Source organism: Streptomyces sp. NBC_00523 (genome assembly GCF_036346615.1).
GTDB lineage: Bacteria > Actinomycetota > Actinomycetes > Streptomycetales > Streptomycetaceae > Streptomyces.
Window position 1 is genome coordinate 244,238 of sequence record NZ_CP107836.1, and the last position, 19,596, is coordinate 263,833.

The 19,596-nt window shown below is 70.4% G+C and carries 14 protein-coding genes and 5 pseudogenes; 4 read left to right on the plus strand and 15 right to left on the minus strand.

Features of this window, described 5'->3' with window-relative positions; all coding sequences use genetic code 11:
• Positions 1–2: 2 nt before the first annotated feature.
• The 5 genes from OHS17_RS01220 to OHS17_RS01240 form a co-directional block, all read right to left on the minus strand.
• Positions 3–854: an NAD-dependent epimerase/dehydratase family protein gene (locus OHS17_RS01220; RefSeq protein WP_330310631.1), complete on the minus strand. Its 852-nt coding sequence runs from the start codon at positions 852–854 to the stop codon at positions 3–5.
• Positions 854–1,726 (minus strand): carbohydrate ABC transporter permease, encoded by an 873-nt coding sequence (locus OHS17_RS01225; protein ID WP_330310632.1) that lies wholly within the window; start codon positions 1,724–1,726, stop codon positions 854–856. Before OHS17_RS01225 ends, OHS17_RS01220 begins: the two co-directional genes overlap by 1 nt.
• Positions 1,723–2,727 carry a carbohydrate ABC transporter permease gene (locus tag OHS17_RS01230; protein ID WP_330310633.1) on the minus strand — a complete coding sequence of 335 codons (1,005 nt, stop codon included), beginning with the start codon at positions 2,725–2,727 and terminating at the stop codon, positions 1,723–1,725. Before OHS17_RS01230 ends, OHS17_RS01225 begins: the two co-directional genes overlap by 4 nt.
• Positions 2,724–4,067, minus strand: a complete 1,344-nt coding sequence (locus tag OHS17_RS01235) for an ABC transporter substrate-binding protein (RefSeq protein WP_330310634.1) — start codon at positions 4,065–4,067, stop codon at positions 2,724–2,726. The genes OHS17_RS01230 and OHS17_RS01235 overlap by 4 nt, the downstream gene beginning before the upstream one ends.
• Before the next feature lie 150 nt (positions 4,068–4,217).
• Positions 4,218–5,483 carry a glycoside hydrolase family 71/99-like protein gene (locus OHS17_RS01240; protein ID WP_330310635.1) on the minus strand — a complete coding sequence of 422 codons (1,266 nt, stop codon included), beginning with the start codon at positions 5,481–5,483 and terminating at the stop codon, positions 4,218–4,220.
• A gap of 493 nt (positions 5,484–5,976) precedes the next feature.
• On the opposite strand from OHS17_RS01240, the gene OHS17_RS01245 reads away from it, so the two are divergent.
• Entirely contained in the window at positions 5,977–7,272 is a 1,296-nt protein-coding gene (locus OHS17_RS01245) for an enolase C-terminal domain-like protein (protein ID WP_330310636.1), read from the plus strand.
• 51 nt (positions 7,273–7,323) lie between these two features.
• Here OHS17_RS01245 and OHS17_RS01250 read toward each other — a convergent pair whose 3' ends face one another.
• Positions 7,324–8,475, minus strand: a complete 1,152-nt coding sequence (locus OHS17_RS01250) for an ROK family protein (protein ID WP_330310637.1) — start codon at positions 8,473–8,475, stop codon at positions 7,324–7,326.
• 116 nt (positions 8,476–8,591) lie between these two features.
• Complete coding sequence (locus tag OHS17_RS01255) at positions 8,592–10,211, minus strand: GH39 family glycosyl hydrolase (RefSeq protein ID WP_330310638.1); 1,620 nt, start codon at positions 10,209–10,211, stop codon at positions 8,592–8,594.
• A 1,256-nt stretch (positions 10,212–11,467) separates the two neighbouring features.
• On the opposite strand from OHS17_RS01255, the pseudogene OHS17_RS01260 reads away from it, so the two are divergent.
• A pseudogene (locus OHS17_RS01260) lies at positions 11,468–12,004 on the plus strand (transposase); the annotation flags it as partial.
• Positions 12,005–12,080: 76 nt separating this feature from the next.
• On the opposite strand, the pseudogene OHS17_RS01265 reads toward OHS17_RS01260, so the two are convergent.
• The 5 genes and pseudogenes from OHS17_RS01265 to OHS17_RS33845 all read right to left on the minus strand — a co-directional run.
• Positions 12,081–12,849 (minus strand): annotated as a pseudogene (locus tag OHS17_RS01265) (transposase).
• A 109-nt stretch (positions 12,850–12,958) separates the two neighbouring features.
• Positions 12,959–13,498, minus strand: a complete 540-nt coding sequence (locus OHS17_RS01270; protein ID WP_330310639.1) for a hypothetical protein — start codon at positions 13,496–13,498, stop codon at positions 12,959–12,961.
• Positions 13,499–14,313: 815 nt separating this feature from the next.
• Positions 14,314–14,556, minus strand: a complete 243-nt coding sequence (locus OHS17_RS01275; protein WP_330310640.1) for a DUF4267 domain-containing protein — start codon at positions 14,554–14,556, stop codon at positions 14,314–14,316.
• Positions 14,557–15,034: 478 nt separating this feature from the next.
• Positions 15,035–16,046 (minus strand): annotated as a pseudogene (locus OHS17_RS01280) (zinc-dependent alcohol dehydrogenase).
• An 8-nt stretch (positions 16,047–16,054) separates the two neighbouring features.
• Positions 16,055–16,181 (minus strand): annotated as a pseudogene (locus OHS17_RS33845) (NAD(P)-binding protein); the annotation flags it as partial.
• 108 nt (positions 16,182–16,289) lie between these two features.
• Here OHS17_RS33845 and OHS17_RS01285 point away from each other — a divergent pair.
• Positions 16,290–16,931 (plus strand): DUF2461 family protein, encoded by a 642-nt coding sequence (locus OHS17_RS01285; RefSeq protein ID WP_330310641.1) that lies wholly within the window; start codon positions 16,290–16,292, stop codon positions 16,929–16,931.
• 50 nt (positions 16,932–16,981) lie between these two features.
• Here OHS17_RS01285 and OHS17_RS01290 read toward each other — a convergent pair whose 3' ends face one another.
• Both OHS17_RS01290 and OHS17_RS01295 read right to left on the minus strand, forming a co-directional pair.
• Complete coding sequence (locus OHS17_RS01290) at positions 16,982–17,362, minus strand: DUF2267 domain-containing protein (protein ID WP_330315123.1); 381 nt, start codon at positions 17,360–17,362, stop codon at positions 16,982–16,984.
• 251 nt (positions 17,363–17,613) lie between these two features.
• Positions 17,614–18,045, minus strand: a complete 432-nt coding sequence (locus OHS17_RS01295) for an Hsp20/alpha crystallin family protein (protein ID WP_330310642.1) — start codon at positions 18,043–18,045, stop codon at positions 17,614–17,616.
• A 124-nt stretch (positions 18,046–18,169) separates the two neighbouring features.
• On the opposite strand from OHS17_RS01295, the gene OHS17_RS01300 reads away from it, so the two are divergent.
• Positions 18,170–18,793, plus strand: coding sequence for a type III effector protein (locus OHS17_RS01300; protein WP_330310643.1), 624 nt, complete (start codon positions 18,170–18,172; stop codon positions 18,791–18,793).
• 50 nt (positions 18,794–18,843) lie between these two features.
• On the opposite strand, the pseudogene OHS17_RS01305 reads toward OHS17_RS01300, so the two are convergent.
• Positions 18,844–19,592: pseudogene (locus tag OHS17_RS01305) on the minus strand (maleylpyruvate isomerase family mycothiol-dependent enzyme); the annotation flags it as partial.
• Positions 19,593–19,596 lie beyond the last annotated feature (4 nt).

Sequence of the window (19,596 nt, forward strand, 5' to 3'; positions counted from 1 at the left end):
TGTCAGGCGGCGCCCCCCGTGGTGCGCCAGGTGCGGTGGGGGGTGAACCCCAGGAGTTCCGTGCAGCCGGTGGTGTCGAACAGGGTGCGGTGACCGCTGATCGACGCGGGGACCGGTACCCCCGGGTGGTGGGCGGCCATCAGTTCCGCGGTCGGCAGGGTGGAGGTGGTGTCCGCCGCGCTGACGTTGATGACCCGGCTGCCGCGGGTGTCGCCCTCGACGGCCAGCCGGATCGCCCGCACCGCGTCCAGGGTGTGCAGCCAGCCCCACAGGTGGAGGCGCTGGGACGCCGCGTCTTCGGCGCACTCGGCGACGAAGGCGTCGAGCCGTGCGCCGTCGCCGGTGAACGGGAAGCGCATGCACACGGAGTCGATGCCGAAGCGCCGGTGCGCCACGCCCGCGATCTCCTCCAGCACCACTTTGGACAGCCCGTAGGGGTCGCGGACCAGGTTGGGGTGGGCCTCGTCCATGGGCACGTACACCGGTGAGACGGAGACCGGGGACCAGGCCAGCCCGGTCGCCGCCATGCTGGAGGCGGCCACGACGCGGCGTACCCCGGCGTTCCCCGCTTCCTGGAAGACGCGGTGCGCGGCATGGACGTTGGCGGCGAACATGGCGCTGGGGTCGTCCACGTTGGGATGCGGGATCGCCCCCAGGTGGACCACCGCCTCCACGCCGTCCATGGCGCGGCGCACGAGGCCGGGGTCCTGGAGGTCGCCGACGTGCACCCGGTGGGCGTCGGGCGCCTCCACGGGCAGCAGGTCGGTCAGGACGAGTTCGTGCCCGGCCGCGAGCAGTTCCTCCGTGACGCGCCCGCCGATGTGGCCGGCGGCGCCGGTGACCAGAACGCGCATCAGCCCTTCACCGCCCCGACCAGCCCGTTGACGAAGTAGCGCTGCAGGCAGAGGAACAGGGCGATGACCGGGATGACGACGATGAGCGCGCCGGCCATGAGGTTGTTGTAGTGGGGCACGTTCTGGGACGCCAGGGTCTGCAGGCCGAGCGGCAGGGTGAAGGTGCTTTCGTCGTTGAGCGAGACGCGGGTCAGCAAGTATTCGTTCCAGGTCGGGATCGCGGTGATCAGGGCCACCGTGATCAGGGCGGGCCGGGTCAGCGGTAGGTAGATGCGGGTGAAGATGCGGAACTCGTTGGCTCCGTCCACCCGAGCGGACTCCCTCAGCTCCTTCGGCACGGCGCTGAAGGCACCGGTCATGAGCAGTACGGAGAGCGGGGCACCGCCGTTGACAAAGGGCAGTACGAGCCCCATATGGGTGCCGAGGATGCCGAGCTTGTTCTCCAGGAGGACGATCGGCAGCATCACCGTGACACCGGGCACGAAGAGCAGCGCCACGAAGAGCTTCTGCAGCGCGCCGCGGCCGGGGAAGTCCAGCACCGCGAAGGCGTAGCCGGCGGACGCGTAGACCACCAGGGTCAGCACCACGGTGAGGAGGGTGACCGAGAGGCTGTTCAGGAAGTAGCTGAAGAAGTGCAGCTGGTTCCAGGTGTCGGCGAGTGTCTGGAAGGTGGGGTGGTCCGGGATCAGGTGGCCGGAGCGGATCACCTCCACCTGGTCCTTGAAGGCCGCGGAGACCATCCAGAGGAAGGGGTAGACGCTGATCACGCCGTAGAGGGCGAGCAGTCCGCCGACCAGGACCCGTGCGCCGATCCTGCGGGCGCGGACGGGCCCGCTGGGGCCGGACCGCGAGGGGAGGGAAATCGTTGTCATGTTTTGCTCCGCATGACTCGCAGGTTGATCAGCGCGATGACCAGCGCGGCGGCGAACAGCAGCCAGCCGAGGGCACTGGCGAGCCCGAGGGTCGGCGCGAGGTCCTTGAGGAAGGCGAGCCGGTACGCCTCGAGGCCCAGCACGTTCGTGTGGTCACCGGGACCGCCGTTGGTCATCACCAGGAAGGTCTGGAAGCCCTGCAGCGAGTCGCGCAGGTTCAGCAGCACTACGACCGCGGTGATCGGCCTGACCAGCGGCCACACCACCGACGTGTTGGTGCGCCACCAGCCGGCGCCGTCCAGTTGCGCCGCTTCCAGCACGCTGCGGTCGACGCCTTGGAGCCCTGTCAGGTAGAGCAGCATCGCGACCGGGACGGCGCTCCATACGGTGACCACGATCATGGTGGGCAGTGCCGTGTCGGGGTTGCCCAGCCAGCCCTGCGGCTGGGCGAGGGAGCCCATCCCGAGGGCGGAGAGCACGCTGTTGATCGCACCGTCGGGCTGCAGGATGTACTGCCAGGCGAAGAAGACCGCGATGCCGCTGGTCACGTACGGCACGAAGTAGACGGACCGGAGCAGGCCCTGCATGCGCCTGGCCGAGTTGAGCAGGATGGCGAGCGGGAAGGACACCAGCACGGTCAGCAGGGGCACGGCGAGCATCACGTACAGCGTGTGGACCGCCGCGTTCTCCAGCCGGGGGGCGTACGCCGGGTCCTGCCAGAGCAGGTCCTTGTAGTTCTGCAGGCCCACCCAGTCCCAGTGGGGTGCGAAGCCGTTCCAGCGGGCGAAGCTCAGCAGGAAGCCGTAGCCGACGGTGTAGAGCCCCATGACCGCGAAGAGGATCACGGCGGGCGCCACGAACAGATAACCGGAGACCGCTTCGTACGTGCGGTGGCGCGGCTTGCGCCGGGCCGGAGCGGGGGCGTCACCCGGCCGGGGTTCGGCACCCCGGCCGGGGTCGGCCGCGGTTGTCGCAGGGGCGGTGTGGGGTGCGGTGCTCACTTCTCCGCGCTCGCCCAGAAGTTGTCGTTCAGCTTGGCCATGTCCTTGCCCGCGGTCTGCGCGTCCTTCTTCTTGAGCGGAGTCAGGTCGGCGAGGATCTCCGCCATCGAGTCCTGGTCGTAGGTCGGCGGCCGGAAGTCGTTGACCGTCGGGTCGTAGGTGTTCTCCGGTGCGCCTGCGAAGGCCTTGGTCATGGCGGCGAGGGTGGCGCCCATCGCGGCGGCGGCGTCGTCACCGAGTTCGGTGGACGGGACTTCGGTGGCGTCCTTGGCGAACCGCGCCGCGGTCTTCGGCTGCGCGAGGAACTTCATCCACTTCGCGGCGTTCTCCGGGTGCTTGCTGGTGGAGGTGGCGGCGAGGCCGGTGAGCGCCAGCGGGGCGAGGGCCGGCTTGGGGACGGCGCCCTTCTCCGGGCCGGGGAATCCGAAGGCCATGACGTCCTCGGGGTTCATGCCGTTCTGCTGCAGGAAGGCGAGCGTGAAGGTGCCGCCGATGTCCCACGCCGACTTGCCCTGCGCGAACGCCTGGTCGGCGGCGTCGATGTCCAGGGTCTGAGTGCCCGGCATCCAGTACGGCTGCATCCTGGCGTACAGGTCGAGGACCTTCCTGCCGTTGGCCGAGGCGAAGTTGCCGGAGGCATCCTTGCCCCAGAGCGCCTGGTACTTCTCCTTGCCGAGTTCGCCGAAGGCCAGCGGCTGCAGGCTCCAGGTCAGGCCGGTGGCCTTGACCTTCAGGCCGAGGCTGACCCCGCCGTTCTTGGGGTCCTTGGCGGTGGTCGCCTTCAGGTCCTCCAGGAACTCCTCGTAGCTGGCCGGCGGCTCGGTTATGCCGGCCTCGGCCAGCTTCTTCTTGTTGCCCATCACGATGCCGAAGGTTCCGGAAGTCAGCGGCACGCTGAAGCGCTGCCCCTCCTTGATGCCGTGCGTCTTGGAGTCGGAGGGCTCGGACTCCTTGTAGCGGGCGGGAGTCACGACGCCGGACTTCTGGACCCCCTCCTGGTAGAGGCCGCTCCAGTCCGCCGTGACGTCCTTCGCGATGTCGCGGGTGATGCCGGTGGCGCCGAGTGCGAAGTCCTCGCCGTCGGAGTGGACCTCGAGCACGTCCGGGAGGTCGCCGGTCTTGGCGGAGGCCTGCACCTTGGTGGTGTAGGCGTCGTCCGGACCGTACGCCTTCACGCTGACCTTGATGCCGGTCTGCTTCTCGAAGTCCGCGGCGGCGTTCTTCAGGGCCTGGACGTGGGACTGCTTGAAGGTCCACATCGTCAGCGACTTGGCGTCGCCCGAGTCCGACGCGTCACCGCCGCAGGCGGTCAGCGGACTCAGCGTCAGTACGGTCGCCATGGCCGCGGTGACAAGTCTGGCCTTGGGGGACATACGTGCGAGTGGTGAGCTCATGGACCTCTGCCTCAGCGTGGTCGTACAGAGACTGGACGACGGGTGAATGGGTGAGTGGAGCGTTACGGATGTGCGGCGGCCCGGCGGCCGGCCACGTCAGAGCCTGACGGGGGTCGGCCGCTGCGCGGTGAGGCCGATCTGCCCTTTCAGCATGCGTCCGCCGTCACCGGTCAGGCGCAGGTAGTAGTCGGCCGAGCAGGCCGTGCCGTCCTCGTCGAGGGCCAGGATCCCCGAGCCGGCGGGGACGGCGGCCGCCGTCTCGGCGGTCTTGCCGATCTGGTTGGCCTCGTTGTACTCGTCGAACATCGAGACGTAGATGCCCTGGGCGCCGACACGGACCATGTTGTAGAACTGCCGCCACATGAAGTCGCCGTGTGCGCGCTGGCGGTCCTGCAGGTCCCCCGGGAGCACACAGGGCTGGTAGTCGATTCCGTGGGCCGCGCAGTCGGCCATGTCCGGCTGGTTGACGTTCTGGTAGAAGTTGTCGGAGTCCGCCGCGTTGCCGATCCGGCCGACCATCCACGGTGAAAGCATGTCGAAGGCGTGGTAGACGCCCGAGAAACCCGGCCGGGAGTCCTCCGTTCCGGTGCGCCAATGGGTGGGAACACCACCGATGACGTAACAGCCCTGCTGCTTGAACCAGTTGACGACGTCCAGGCACTCCGCCGCGCCGAAGGGCCGCGCGTCGTCGCTGAAACCGAAGCCCCAGATGCACACCACCGGCTTGCCGCCCTGCCGGGCGTAGGAGGAGGAGCCCGTGTGGGCGGACATCTTCTGCGACCAGTCCTGCTTGATCTGGCTCGCCATCGACGTCCAGTTCGTGACGTCGTACATGACGTAGAACTTTCGGCCATTGGCCTCGGCCGCGCCGCGGACCTTCTGTGCCATCGCGTCGCGGGTGGGGCCCTCCGACCCGAAGGGGTTGAAACGCTGGAGAGCGGCGGTGTCGATGTTGTTCTCGCGCATCCACCGGAAGTGGGTGTCGACGGTCTGCTGGTCCCAGGAGGAGAAGAGCGCCGCCTTCCCACCGCCGTTGAGGTCGGGCATGGCGGTGGGGTACGTCCGGGTGTAGTCGCGCACGTCGGGCCACGACTTGGCGCTGACGGCTCCGGGGCGCGGCGCCTGGCTCATGTCCGGACTCCAGTGCCACCAGCCGTTGATGGGTGCGCCGTCGCCGGGGGCCGCGAACCAGCCCTGGTAGCCGACGGTGACCTTGCCGACGACGTCGCCGGGCGAACCGGCCCGGGCCCTGCCGGGTTCCGTCGCCTCGGTCGTCACCGCTTGCGCCGCCACGGGTGCGAGTGCGACGGCTGCGGCTCCACCGGCGGCGAGCGCGAGGGCGGTGCGGCGGGTGATGGCCATGGTGTGTTCCTCTCCAGTGGGGGATCGGGCGTGCTGTGCGCTGTCAGGACCCGGGGGTTCGCGGCGTGCCGGCCGGTGCACCGCCCGGGGGCGTGCGTGTCACCGGCGCGGCGGTCATCCGGCGGGCTGTGGGGGCCCGGGTTGCGTGACGGGCGGAGGGAGCGGTGGAACGCCCTGGGATGATCTTGCTGCCCGAAGGTCGGCGTCAGGGCCTGGGACAGCGGGAAGGGGGCGTTGCCGACTGCGCTGAACTGCGGCTCTGCGGCTCACGCGATGTCCCCTTCTGGCGCGGATCCGCCCTGCGGCTGGGCCGGGCCCGGCGACATGCCGTCGACGGGCTGAGCGTCCCGGCGGGCTGTTTCCGGGGAAACTCGACACGGGGTATCTAAATCGAGTTGATGTACGGTGTCAACGGTCGTAACACCCCGAGAATCTGCGTGGAACCCGCGCGATGTACGCCGCGGAGGCCACCACGACTGAACAGGACGGACGCATGTCCCTCTCCACCTCATCCGCCGCCGCCCGGAGCCTTCTCGCCCCGGCTCCCTGGGACGACGCTCGCCCCGACGCCGTGCGCGTCACCGCCGTCCGCACCTTCACCTGTGCTCCGCAGGGGTGCCCCTACGTGATCGTGCGGGTCGAGACCGACCAGCCCGGCCTGTACGGCCTCGGCTGCGCGAGCGACCCGCAGCGCACGACGGCGATCCGCGCCGTGATCGACGACTACCTGGGCCCGATGCTGCTCGGCAGGGACCCGGCCGACATCGAGGACCTGCACCGGCTGCTGCTCAACAGCGGTTACTGGCGGGGCGGGTCGATCGCCCACAACGCACTGGCAGGCATCGACGTCGCACTGTGGGACATCAAGGGCAAGGCCGCCGGGCTGCCGCTGTACTCCGTGCTGGGCGGCCGGGCCCGGGAGGCCGCCGACGCCTACACCCACGTCGACGGACGCGACGCCGCGGAGATCGCCGACCGGGTGCTCGCCGCGGCGGAGCGGGGCTGGCGGCACGTACGGGTACAGGTCGCCGTGCCCGGGACCGACACCTATGGCACCGCGCCGCGGGACGCGGCCGAGGCCCGGCGCCGCGAGATGCGGGCCGAGAGCTGGGACTCCCTCGCCTACCTGCGCCTGGTGCCGCCGGTCCTGCGGGCGGTACGCGAGCGGGTGGGGCCGGGTGTCGAGCTGCTGCACGACGCCCATGAGCGCCTGACCCCCTCGCAGGCACGCGAGCTCGTCCGTGCCGTCGAGGACGCGCAGCTGTTCTTCCTGGAGGACGCACTGGCGCCCGAGGACGCGGCCCACTTCGACCGGCTTCGTGACGCGGGCACCGTGCCCCTGGCGGTCGGCGAGCTCTACAGCGAGGTGCAGGCATACCTGCCGCTGATCCAGAACCGCCTCATCGACTTCGCCCGGATCCGGATACCCACGCTGGGCGGCCTCACGCCGACCCGCAAACTCGTCGCCGCGTGCGAGCTGTTCGGGGTGCGTACGGCCCCGCACGGCCCGGGCGACGTCAGCCCCGTCGGCATGGCCGCCAATCTCGCTCTCGACGTGAGCTCACCGGCCTTCGGCGTGCAGGAGGCCGCCACCTTCACGGAGGCCACGCGTGAGGTGTTCCCGGGCACCCCGGTGCCGGACAGGGGCCGTCTGCACCCCTCGGCCGCACCAGGGCTCGGGGTGGACTTCGACGAGGCCGCCGCGGCTCGTTACCCCGTCACGGAGCCGTTGCAGCACGACCGCTGGGCCCTGCTGCGCGCGGTCGACGGAAGCGCGCACCGCCCGTGAGGCCAGGGGCCGGGCAGTACTGCCCGGCCCTGCCCCCGCCCTGCCGGCCGCTCAGTGCAGCAACAGGCTCTTGGGCTGCGCCGAGAGACTGCCGTCCAGCACCAGGCACGCCGCCCCGACGGCCGCGACGTGCTCACCGATCCGCGTCGAGGTCACCGTCGTGGCGTGTGTCGCCTTCACATACGGCGAGGAGGCGACCATGGGCTCGATCACCGCCAGGAACGGCTGTGCCATCTGGGGCCACAGCGGTCCGCCGAACACGATCGTGTCGCTGTCCACGAGGGTCGCCGCCGCGCACACACCCCGGCCGATCCGGATCGCCCAGCGCTCCACGATCCCGGCCGCCTGCGGTTCTCCCGCCTTCGCCCGCCGGGCCAGCTCGTCCAGGCTGCGCCGGGCGTCCTGGGGGCCGAGGGGGGTGAACTCGTGGCCCAAGGCGCCCATCTGGATCGCCTCGTCGACCAGGGCCCGGGTGGAGCATGCCGCGCCCAGTCCCCCGACCTCGCCCGCGTTGCCGGACGCGCCGCGCAGCACTGTGTCGTCCACGACGAGCCCCATGCCGGAACCGGTTCCCAGGTAGAAGAACAGGAAGTCGCGGGTGTCACTGGCGGCGCCCATCCACCGCTCGGCCACCGCGGCGGCGATGACGTCCTTGTCTATCAACGTGGGCAGGCCCGTGTCGGCGGCCAGTTGGTCGCGCAGGGGCACGCTCCCCCAGCCCGGCAGTTCCGGCGGATCGACGATCTGTCCGTTCTCCGTGTCGAGCGGCCCCGGCGCGGCGATCCCGAGGCCCAGGATGCGACTCCGGTCAACGCCCGACCGCTCCACCAGCGCCTGAACGGAGGTGCTCATGTCCTCGGCCACGGCCTTGGTGTCCATCCCCAGCGGGGTCGGTTCGCTGTGCTGGGCAACGATCGTCCCCAGCAGGTCGAGCAGCACGTACGTGATGACGGCCGGGTCGAGGTGGACGCCGACGGCGTAGCGGGCCCCTGGCACGACGCGGAGCAGTGTCCGAGGTTTGCCGCCCCCGCCGGTAGGCTGCTTGCCGGACTCCGCGGCCAGGCCCTGGTCGATGAGGCGCCGGCAGATGTTGGAGACGGTCTGCGCGGACAGACCGGTCGCGCCCGCCAGTTCGACCCGGCTGAGCCCGTCGTGATGGCGTCTGATGGCGTCGAGGATGACCGACTCATTGAAATCGCCCATGCGTGGCAGGTTGGTGCCACGTCTGATGGACGCATGGCTCATGGTCACGATTCTTCTCCTGAGGTGCTGGGCACGGCACGGACGCCGTGCCCAGCCTCGGTCGAGCGGAACACCCTCTACGAGACCTGACGCATCAGTGTGACCGACCAGGGAGCCAGACACGCCGTGAAGGTGAGCTCACCCTGCGCGTCGGCATGCATCGCCGTGAGTTCCGTGGCCCGGGCGCGCCGGTCGAGGTGGTCGAGTTCCTGGCGGGTGGGAGCACCCGGAGCGCCCAGGTCACGCCAGGCGGCCAAGGCGCCCCCGTGCCCCGGTTCCAGGGTCTCGACCTCGAAGGCCGCCCCGGGGTCCAGCCGTTCCAGTCGCACGTGCACGTCACGCGGCGTGCCCTTGGCCTCAGTGGCGTCGGCCATCGAGCGGTCGTCGAACGAGGCGGGCACCGACTTCGGCTCCTCCTCAGGGTAGTGGTGGATCAGGACGCTCAGCCGGCCGGTATCCGTGTGCCTGGTGACCACGTGGTTCTCTCCGCGCTCCAGGAGTTCGTCGCCCAGGGCGTTCAGCATCCGGTAGGCGTGGTACGTCGGCTTGGGTATGCCGGGGAGGGTGAGGAGGCCGAAGCCGCCGTGGAAGAGCTCGTCGCCCGCCCCGCCTTCCTCGAACACGTCGGTGAAGGCCCAGTACGCCAGGGAGTCGACCGTGCCCAGGGAATGCAGCACCGAACGGACCACGAAGGTCGCGGCGGGCACCGTATCGTGGGTGTGGTCACGCGGCGAGGAGGAGGACGACCACTCCGTCAGGTGGATCTCGGCATCCGGGAACGCGCTCTTGGCCACCATGTCGCGCAGCAGCGCCAGGTCCTGCGGGGTGGCGTCCTTGGAGCGGGTGAGCTTCTCACCCTGCCCGTGCTCGTCCAGGGCCCAGTCCGTCGGATACGGATGGGTGGACACGAAGTCGACCGGCAGGTCCTCGCGGGCGCAGAAGTCGAGGAATGCCTCCACCCAGACCGGCCGCCACTCCAGGGAGTCGATGTCGTCGCGGCCCGCCGTGATCCGCAGGCCCACGTCCTCACGCTCGGTGGAGAACCGCTCGTCGGGCACGAAGTTGGAGGTCGCGGGACCGCCCACCCGCAGTCCGGTGTCGACGGCCTTCACGGCGCGGGCGGTGACACGGTAGAGCTCGAAGTACTCCGAGCGCGTGCCGCGGAAGAAGCCGTCGAGGTTGGCCTCGTTCCAGACCTCGAAGTACCAGCGCCGCACCTCGGACAGACCGTACCGCCCGACCCAGTGCCGCACGATGGCGTCGATCAGCCCCGACCACTTGGAGAGGTCCGTGGGCGGCGAGCCGTGCGCACCCCACCAGAACACGGTGTTCGTCTCACGGGCCAGCGCCCGGGGCGCGAAACCGAATTCGACGAACGGCCGTACGCCTGCCTCCAGGAGGAAGTCGAACAGGGCGTCGACGTACTGGAAGTTGTAGACGGGGGTCCCGTCCTCGCGCTCCGTGTAGACGAACATGTCGTCGTGGAAGAGCCCGTGGAAGCGGATGTACTCGAAACCGCAGTCCCGGCGGGCAGCGAGCAGCTGGCGCTGCCAGTCCGCCCGCAGCCCCTCGTTGGCCCGCCCGGCACCGACCACCCGGCGCCAGAAGGGGGACAGCGGCACCCCCTCCCCGTCGGCCTCCGCCCGGACACTGATCCGCCCGCTGTCGGACGTCGCGCCTCCCCCAGCCCGGTGCACGGCGCTCTCTCCTCGCATCATCAGCCTCCGACTAGTAATTCAATTCGATGCATAAACTCTATCAGCAAGCGCCCCTCCCCCTTGCCCGAGCGGTGACCGGTCGGTCGGTGGGCTTCGGCGGAGGCGTGCCCACCCCGGCATGACTGAGGTCGGGAGGAACCCGGCAGCCACGTGTGCCGCTCTTTCACTGGTGGCACGCCTGGCGAAGCCGAGTGCTTCAACCGCACCCCCGCAGAGTGATGGACCTACCAGCGGCGCGTGCAGCCGCCATCGACCCGCCAACCGGTTCCAGCCCAACCGACCCGTACGCAGCAGCCTCGGCGATGCGACCGTCCGTCAACATGCGGGGCGACTGATCGCTTCGCAACGGGTTGAGCTGTGGATCTTGCACGTGCGGGCGCGGGCGGCCACCAGTGAGCCCGTACGTGCGACCACAGCTCCTTACCGCACAGGCCGAGGAGTCCGGCCCGGTGGGTGAATCGCACCCACCATGCAAGGTCTGAGCGCCGCACGGCGGGGGAGCGCAGCGAACCCCCCTGAACCGAGATCAAGTAACGTGCGTCGGAGCGGGCGCGGCGAAGTCACCGGCGGCTTCGGGTTCGGTGGCGAGCCGACCGCGAACGCCAGCTGGTTCATGTCGACGCCGTGGACCAGACGGACTGGATGTCGGCGGGACGGCTGAAGACCCGCAGGTCCCCCCATCTGCCGACCGTGATGCCCGTGGTGGCGTCGCTTGCCACCGTGAACGAAAAGGCTCCATCACCGCACAGCCCGGCAGAGCATGGTGCATGGCTCGGCCAGGTACCAGGTCGGTCACCTGCCGAACTCGCTCCCCGCGACGCGCGTGACTATGTCGCCTCCCTCAGCGTCGCTGCCGGTCTCCTTGACGAGCTGGTGCACCTCGTCCTGGAGGTCAGACGGGAGTTCCTGCGGAAAGGGGAGGTCCGTCAGTGCCACCGGTGCGACCTCCGGGTAACTGAGCTCGGAGGGAGGGCACCGCTGGTCCCGGGGTAGAGGGACGCCCACCCCCAGTCACGTCCTATTGGGGCGGAACGTTGAAACCCCGACGGGGCCCAGGCCACCGGCTTGGTAGGCCGACCGCAGGCCCCGCCCCTCCAGCGAATCCCGTAGCCGCGGCCGTTAGCGGTCGGATGTCTCCCGGCGGCTGTGCGAAGGCCGTGCAGCCGCCCAGGCCGGGATGACTGGGGCCGCGCCTACTGTCCTCCGACGGTTGCCGACCAGCCGCCGTGGCTGAGATGACAGGTGCCGTCCGGGTCGATGCGCACCGCTGCGCCCGCCACGGGCAGGGTGCCGTCGATGACGAGCCAGAACGCGTCCGCGAGGCGGAGGGCCGGGACGCGGAGCCGACCGCGGGGATAGTGGACTCGCAGTCGGTGAAAGGGGACGCCGTGGTCGGCGCGGCCTCCCGCGGCTTCGACGGCGGCAAGTTGGTCAACGGACGCAAGCGGCACCTGGTCGTGGACTGCCTCGGCCTCGTCCTGGCGGTGCTGGTCACCCCCGCGTCGGTGACGGACCGCAACGCCGCCCGCGGGATGCTGCCCGCGCTGCGGGAATGCTTCCGTCGGCTCCGGCTGATCTGGGCGGACGGCGCCTACACCGGCGACGTCCTCACCGAAGCCGCCCACCCGCTCGGCCCGCGCCTGGACATCGTCCGACGCAGTGACGACAGCCGCGGGTTCACCGTCCTGCCCCGCAGATGGGTCGTCGAGCGGACCTTCGCCTGGCTGATGCGCAGCCGGCGGCTCGCCCGCGACTACGAACGGCGCTCCGACACCAGCGAGGCGTTCGCCAAAGGGTGTTGCGGAAGGTCGGGCTTGGGCAGGCCGGAGTGGCGGCTGACCTGCAGTTTCACCGTGTCATGGCGAGGTTGTGCATGGTGGCGACGGCCTGGACCGCGTGGTGGAGGCCGTCTCCTTTCCGGCGGCAGTCGCGGAGGATCTTCCCGTTCTTCATCCGGGCGAAGGTGTGCTCGACGCGGGCTCGGACGCGCCGGTGTTCGGCGTTGTCTTCCTCCTGGCCGCGCAGGAGGGGGCGTCCGGCTCTCTTGCGGTGCGGGACGATCAGGCCGGTGCCGAGGTAGGCGCCGTCCGCGATCACCGTCGTCCCGGCCGCGGTGGCCGGCAGGCCCGACTCCCGCCGGACGTGGGCGTCGGTCGTGTTGCCCGGTGCGGGCCGGGCCGAGGCGATGACCAGGCGGGTATCCGCGTCGATGATGACCTGCACGTTCGCCGAGAACCGGTAGTTGCGGGACGAGGCGCCCACCTTGCGGTCGCGGACCGGGATCAAGGTTCCGTCCACGATCCACAGCCGGTCCACGTCAGCAACCGGCCGCGGGGCCGGCTCCAGGGCCGGCAGCGGCCGCAGGCGGTGGATGACCCGGCAGACGGTGGCAGCGGAGATCCCGAAGAGCGGGGCGCTGCCGCATGGTGAGGTTGGTGCGGTAGTAGACGGCCACCAGCAGGACCCGGTCTGCCAGAGGCAGGCACCACGGCCGGCCACCACCGGGACCGTCCCCGCCCCGCTCCTTCACCACTTTCACAAGCTTCGCGAACCGGTCGATCCGCAAGCCCGTGAACGTCTCGACCCACACCGGCTCAGCCCGCAACACCCCACCCATACAAGGGAAATGCCCGGAACCGAGCCTTCTGCAACACCCTTTAGCCCCGGGCGTCCTGACCGGGGGCAGTTGGTGTTCCTCTTACGACGAGGTCAAGGTACGACCCGCCTCAAGCATCCGCGGCCCCCTGTGCCCGCGGCGCGGGCGATGGTCCGAGGGTGAACACGCGGGTGGCCGGGTCGACCCGGGCAGGCAGCACCGTCCCCTGTGCGGCGTCCGCGAAAAGGTACGCCAGCAGGACACATGCGCACTCGAACGGTTCGAACCCGGGACCCTCGACCCGCACCAGCAGCCGGACCTGCTCGTGCTCGTCGTTGGACGGCGGGGCGGAGGAGGCCGACAGGACCAGGGCGATCGCATCGACACCGGTGGCGGCGAGCCGGAGGGTGAGCCGACGCTCCCAGCGGGCGGAGAAGAAGGTCGACCACCCGACGCAGGCGACGAACACCGCCACCAGGAAGAGGCCGGCGCCGGCCCACGTCCACCCGCTTCCCGTCTCCCCGAACTCGGAGACGGTACGGACCGCGGCATAGACGGCGGCCCCGCCCGCACCCAGCAGCAGGATCGCGCCCACGGTGCAGGCGATGGCCGTGATCACCGGGCCCTTGGGATCAAGCAGGACGGGTTCGTGGGCTCGCTCGCTGGCCATGGGCGCACCCTAGTCAAAGGACGTGGCGTGCGTAACGGGCCCGTGCAAGGCCGATGCCACCATCAGCCCACGACAGAGGCCGTGGAAGTGCCGCGAGGTCTACTGGCAGTCCCTCTTCTCCCGGCTCGGAAGTACGCTGCTGACCACGATCCGCGCGTACACGGGCCGGCCCGCAGGCCGGATAGAGGAAGCCGTCGCCACGTGGAACGGCCCGCCACGCGGAGGCAGGCGATCGGCCAGGGCGGGGCGCGCATGCCCCCGATGCGAACGAACCCGACTCGGCGGTCGAGCCGTCGATGCCCAGGGCACGACCTGCACGACGCGTGGCGCTTTCCAACCTCGTCGACCGGCCCTCGCGGAGCCGGTCGGCCGAGGCAAGTTCCTCCCAGTCGCCGGAAGGCGTACACCGGAAGCACGGGCGACGAACAGCGGACCTGTCGTCCCGGGGAAATCGTGCCCGCGAGTGGTATCTACGAGTGCGACTGCGGGGCCGGCCACCACTGGAGCACAGACGTCAAGGGGCATCGACTTCCTCCGCTTCCAGCCGGCTGTCCAGGTCGCGCGTGGGCGCTGAGGACAGACTCCCACCCGGACACCTGATGTGACGCTGAGACTGCTCCTGGAAGCGACGGTGGCTCAGGGCCGCCCCGCCTCCCGCGACGTGAAGTTCGAACGGCTACCGGCCGCAAGTCCGCGGTGACTGGCCCAAGGTGCGGACACCGGCGACCGGGGCGACGGCCTCCACTTCGTACCGGAGGGAAGCGAGTCCACAGCAGGCGCAGCCAGCCAGCCGGGTTGGCATTCCCGCTTGGCCTTCAAGCCAGGACCAGGAGGGCAGCGATGATCACCATGGTGGCGGCGGTGCCGAGGTGGACACCGTAGATGGCGGAGCGCGGCCCTTTACTGCGGGCCACTACGGCCGCGTCACCGGCGGGTATCAGGGCGGCGGCCAGCATGACCCAGCCCAGCAGGTGAGTGGTGGCGCCGATCAGCAGGACCGCGAGAATCAGGCCGGTGCCGATGTCTCGGACGCCCATGACGGCCAGCCATGATCGCATGGCCGGGTCATCGGGGCGGGTGTTGGGGATGCCGAAACGGCGGCGGTGCCGGGCGCCCACACGGAGCGGGCCGCGACGAGGACGACAGCGGTGGCGATCAGGGCGGCCAGGGTGGTGGCGATGGCGGCGAGCATGAGACGTATCCATTTCGTGGTGGTGTGGGAGAGGTAGAAGCTGTCGATGGCGGGCCGAGCCCGGCTCTCGGAGGCGGGTAGGCCTCGGCGTGCACGTAGGGCGTTGGGAGAGGGTGGGTCATGCGGCGGTGGCGATCCTGCCGAGGGGATGCCTGAGGTCACCTGTCCGGCGGGAGTGGACAGGGTGCGCCGCCGTCACCGCTCGTGGGCGTCGACGAAATGGTTGTCGTGGTCTTCGTGAAGGCGGCTCAGCTCCCGCTCGTCGATGGTGGCGAGCTGTGCGAAGTACTCCTCCCGCGGTACGCCCGGCGAGCGGCCTGTCGTTGACGTTCCACCAGCATCCTTCAGTTCATGTCGAAGACGAGGCGGCCGGGCACCCTGCCTTCCAGCACTTCCTCGATCGAGGCGTTGATGTCAGCCAGGTCCCGGGTCTCGCGCACCACGCGGGTGCGGCCCAGGCTGTGCAGGTGGAAGACCTCGGCCAGGTCCTGCCGGGTACCCACGATCGATCCGACGATCTTCGTGCCGTTGAGCACCGTGTCGAAGACCTGGATTTCCAGCTTGCCCTCCGCGGGCAGGGCCACGAGCACCAGCGTGCCGCCGCGCCGCAGTGAGGCGTACGCGGCCTCGAACGAGCGTTGCTCACCGCCAGGGAAACGGCCGCGTCGGCGCCTCCGAGCCGCTGCGTCTCCTCGGCCACGTCCTGGACGCGCGCGTCCAGGACGTGGTCCACGCCCAGTTGCCCGGCAAGGTCCAGCTTCTCGTCGGTGACGTCGACCGCGATGGTCTCGGCGCCGAAGAGCCGGGCGTACTGCAGGGCCAGATGCCCCAGGCCGCCGATGCCGGAGACGAGCACCCGGGTGCCGGGGCGTGCCCCGGAGAGCTTGACGGCCTTGTACGTCGTGACGCCCGCGCAGGTCAGCGGCGCCGCGTCCAGCGGGTCGATGCCGTCGGGCACGGGCACCACGTACGTCCCGTGGGCGAGGGCGTACTCGGCATGGCTGCCGTCGACCGAGTAGCCGCTGTTCCGCTGCTCCGGGCAGACCCTCTCCCAGCCGGACAGACAGTGGTCGCAGTGCCCGCATGCCTCGCCGAGCCACGGAATGGCCACCCGGTCTCCCACGGCCAGGTGGGTGACCTCGTCACCGGCCGCCTCCACGATGCCGATGCCCTCGTGGCCCGGAACGAAGGGCGGCGACGGCTTGACCGGCCAGTCGCCGTGCGCCGCGTGAATGCCCGTATGGCACAGCCCGGAGGCTCCATCCGGATGAGGACCTGATGGCCGGCGGGTGAGGGGACCGGCCGGTCCTCGATGGCCACCGGTTCCGTGAAGCTACGGACAACAGCGGCTCTCATGGGTGTTCTCGGGTGAAGGACGTTCCCGGTCCCGTCCCCCGCTCCAGGACGACGTAGTCACGCGTCCCGCTCCAGCAGAGCGGCGAGTTGGAGTCCGGCCGGTCCGGCCCCGACGATGAGATAGTCGCGCACCATGGCCCGGACGGTAGTGGTGCCACATCAGAGGGCTCTGAGATTCTGGACTCCCCCACAGGAGCGGTACGGGCGGGGCTCGCGAACCGCCGCTCGCGTTATCCTCCGCGCATGCGTGAACAGTTCACCGGCTGGCCGGAGCAGGCCATGGACGTGTTGTGGCAGCTCCAGGGGGAACCCACGAGGGAGACCAGGGAGAGCTGCCGGTCAGATCGTGAGCTACTGGTCCGGCAGCCGATGATCGCGCTGCTCAACGAGGTCGCGGACGCCGATCCCCGGTACGAGGACTTCTCCGTCTGGCACTACCGCACCGGGTCCTGGTGGTGGCAGAACCAGAGTGCGGTGATCCGGCTCGGCCGCAAGGTCGAGATCAATCTCCGGTTCTCTCTGGACGGACTGTGGATCCAGGGTGCCTGGTGGTATCCCGACCCCGGCCAGGTGGAAGCGTTCCGCGCGGCAGTGGTCTCCGAAGGCAGCGGCGGCGAGCTGGCGGCCATCGTCGAGGACGTGCGGCACCAGGGCTACGACGTGTCCGGGGACATGATGAAGCGGCTTCCGCGCGGCTGTCCTGCGGGCCATCCTCGGGCGGAACTGCTGCGCCACCGTTCGCTGATCGCCGCCCGTTCTCTCGGCTGCGAGGAGTGGCTCCACACTCCCGAAGCGGTCGAGCAGGTTCTCTCGGCCGCCGCCGACCTGGACACCCTGCTGATGTGGCTGGCACGCCACACCAACCGCACGGCCCGACGTCTCTGACGGAGGGGGAGCGGCAGCGGCTGGTGCCCAGGCCCGGCAAGGGCTCCTGGCTACGCGGCCGGGGCGAGTTCAGCGCGCCCGAACAGCAGTGCGTGCCCGTTGGGGAGTTGACGGAGGATACGGGTGGTCAGGTCGGGGCCCGCACAGGCGGCGACGGCCGCGAAGACGGACCCGGTGTCCCAGCGGGTGGGGGCCAAGGCGGCGCCGGATCGGGTGGCCAGGTCTTTGACGAACGCCCAGCCGGTCAGCGGCTGGGGGCTGGGGATCTCCGCGGTGAGAACCCGTGCAGCCTCCGTGGGCAGGCAGGCGGCTAGCTCGATGCGCTCGTCGCCGGTGAGCTGCCGCCCCAGCCCTGCGAGAACCAGGCGGACGGCTTCCTCGGCGCGCTCGCGGGTGGGGTAGGCGCCTTCGTAGCGGACTTTCTCCAGCATCTGTTCGTACGCCGTCCCGTGCTGCTGGACTCGGAGCGGTGCGCCTACGTCGATGGTCACTGCGGTCCTTTCCTTTCTCAAAGCGGCTTGAGGAGGATCAGGGCAAACTCCTGCGGGAAGGCGTGCGGCGGGCTGGGCGCGGAAACGTCTCAGGTCGTCCTGGCGCACCCCGTTCCTTCGGACCGTCGCCGGGGCGCGGAGGGCGGTGGGGCCCCGCTCGGCAGCCGCCCTCCGCACGTGCCGGGCCGGTCTCAGCCGGAGATCTCCTGGCGTCCGGAGCCGGCACCGACTGCGATCTTGCGCCGCTTGGCACGCTCGGCGATCGGGATGCGCAGGGTAAGAACGCCTGCGTCGTAGTGGGCCTGGATGTGCTCGGTGTCGAGGGTGTCGGCGAGCACGATCTGGCGGGAGAAGACACCGAGCGGCCGTTCCGACAGCTCGATCTGCACGTCGTCGGACTTCGCCATCGGCCGACGCTCGGCCTTGACGGTGAGCATGTTTCGTTCGACATCGATGTCGATGGCGTCCGAGGCGACGCCAGGCAGGTCGAAGGCCACCACGTACTCGTCGCCCTCGCGATAGGCGTCCATCGGCATCACCGAGGGCCTCGACCAGGTGCCCGGGCTCATCATCTGCTGGGCCAACCGGTCCAGCTCACGGAAGGGGTCAGTGCGCATCAACATGGGATAACACCTCCAGCGGGTTCAGGCAGTTGCTGCCAATGCGCCTCACTGACACCGTTGTAACATGTCATCCAATGGATGACAAACAAGATGTCATCCATTGGATGACACGTAGGAGGAGCCCATGGCTGCGGTCGATCAGCCGTCCTCGCCCAGCACCGGCGTCAACAGTCCGGTGTCGTTCTTCGCCGCTGCGGCGGCCCTGCGGGCCATCGACGACGCACTGCGCGCGGCGCGGCACGGCACTGCCGGCCCTCCGGCTCCCGGCCCGGAACAGGCGCTGGCCTCGTTGGCGCTGCTGCGGCAGGTGCGCGAGCAGTTGGCCGGCTGGGAGACCGGCCTGATCGAGACGGCCCGTGACGCCGGAGCGAGTTGGGCGGACCTTGCTCCTCCGCTGGGTGTCGCCAGTCGGCAGGCCGCCGAGCGTCGCTATCTGCGGGGACGCCCCGGCCCCGCGGGCACGACCGGCGAGCAGCGTGTCCAGGCCACCCGCCAGGCGCGGGCGGCCGACCGCGACACCGCTGCCTGGGCCCGCCGCAACGCGTCCGACCTGCGCCGTCTCGCCGGACAGATCATCGGGCTCACCGACCTTCCCCCGGCCGCCCGTCGGCCCGTCGGCGAGCTCCGCGCCGCCCTGGCCCACGACGACCCCGCAGACCTGCTCGCCCCGCTGGCCGCCACTCGGCATCACCTGACCGGTGCGCACCGCGATCTCGCGGCCCGGACCGACAACCTCACGCCCCCCTGACGACCACGTCTGCGCCCGCCCACGCGTCCTGCGGGGCGCGGCCGGGCTACTTCCTCGGGCTCCCAGGCGATCAGCCGCTCGAACACCTGCGGGTCGCCCTCGGCCCTCAGGTCGCCCAATGTACGGCGGCCCCAGACGAACAGGAGCAGTTCCTCGGCCGTGCCGGCGGCCGAAGCGGAGGCCGCCGCGTGGTCGTCCTTGAGGGGTGCGGGCCAAGCGCCGATCTCGTCCAGGGCGAGCCAGGAACGGCCCTCGGCGGCGTGGTAGTGGAGGGTGGCGGGCTCGTACGGCCAAGCCGCCGGGGTGGAGTTGCAGGTGTCGAGGAACTCGGCCACGCCGTCGAGCGCGACGGCCGCCGGCATCAGCTCAACGACGCTCGCGGCGAGCTGGGCTTCGTAGGTGTGCACCAGCAACTCGTGGACCCGTCGCCGGGCGACCCTCCAGGCGTTCGCCGGAGACACCCCGGCGCTCCGCCACGTCCAGCACGCGCGCCCCGGTCCGGCCTCGCGCAGCACGCTCAGCAGCAGCTCGTTCGCCTCGGCGTACCAGGCGAGCAGTGCCTCCGGCTCGTCCGGCGCCACTGCGGTGTCCTTGTCCGGCGACCCGGCGGGGCCCACGGCCACGATGGCGGCCCACCAGTGCCGGCCCGTACCCAGGTGCCGCACCAAATCGAACAGCGTCCACCCGGGACAGGACGGCACCGGCGCGTCGAGGTCGGGTGCCGCCGCGCGCGCCGGAACGCGGCCGAGCGCTCGTCGATCAGTCGCAGCAGGGCGGAATGGTCGAAACTCTCTGTCACCTTG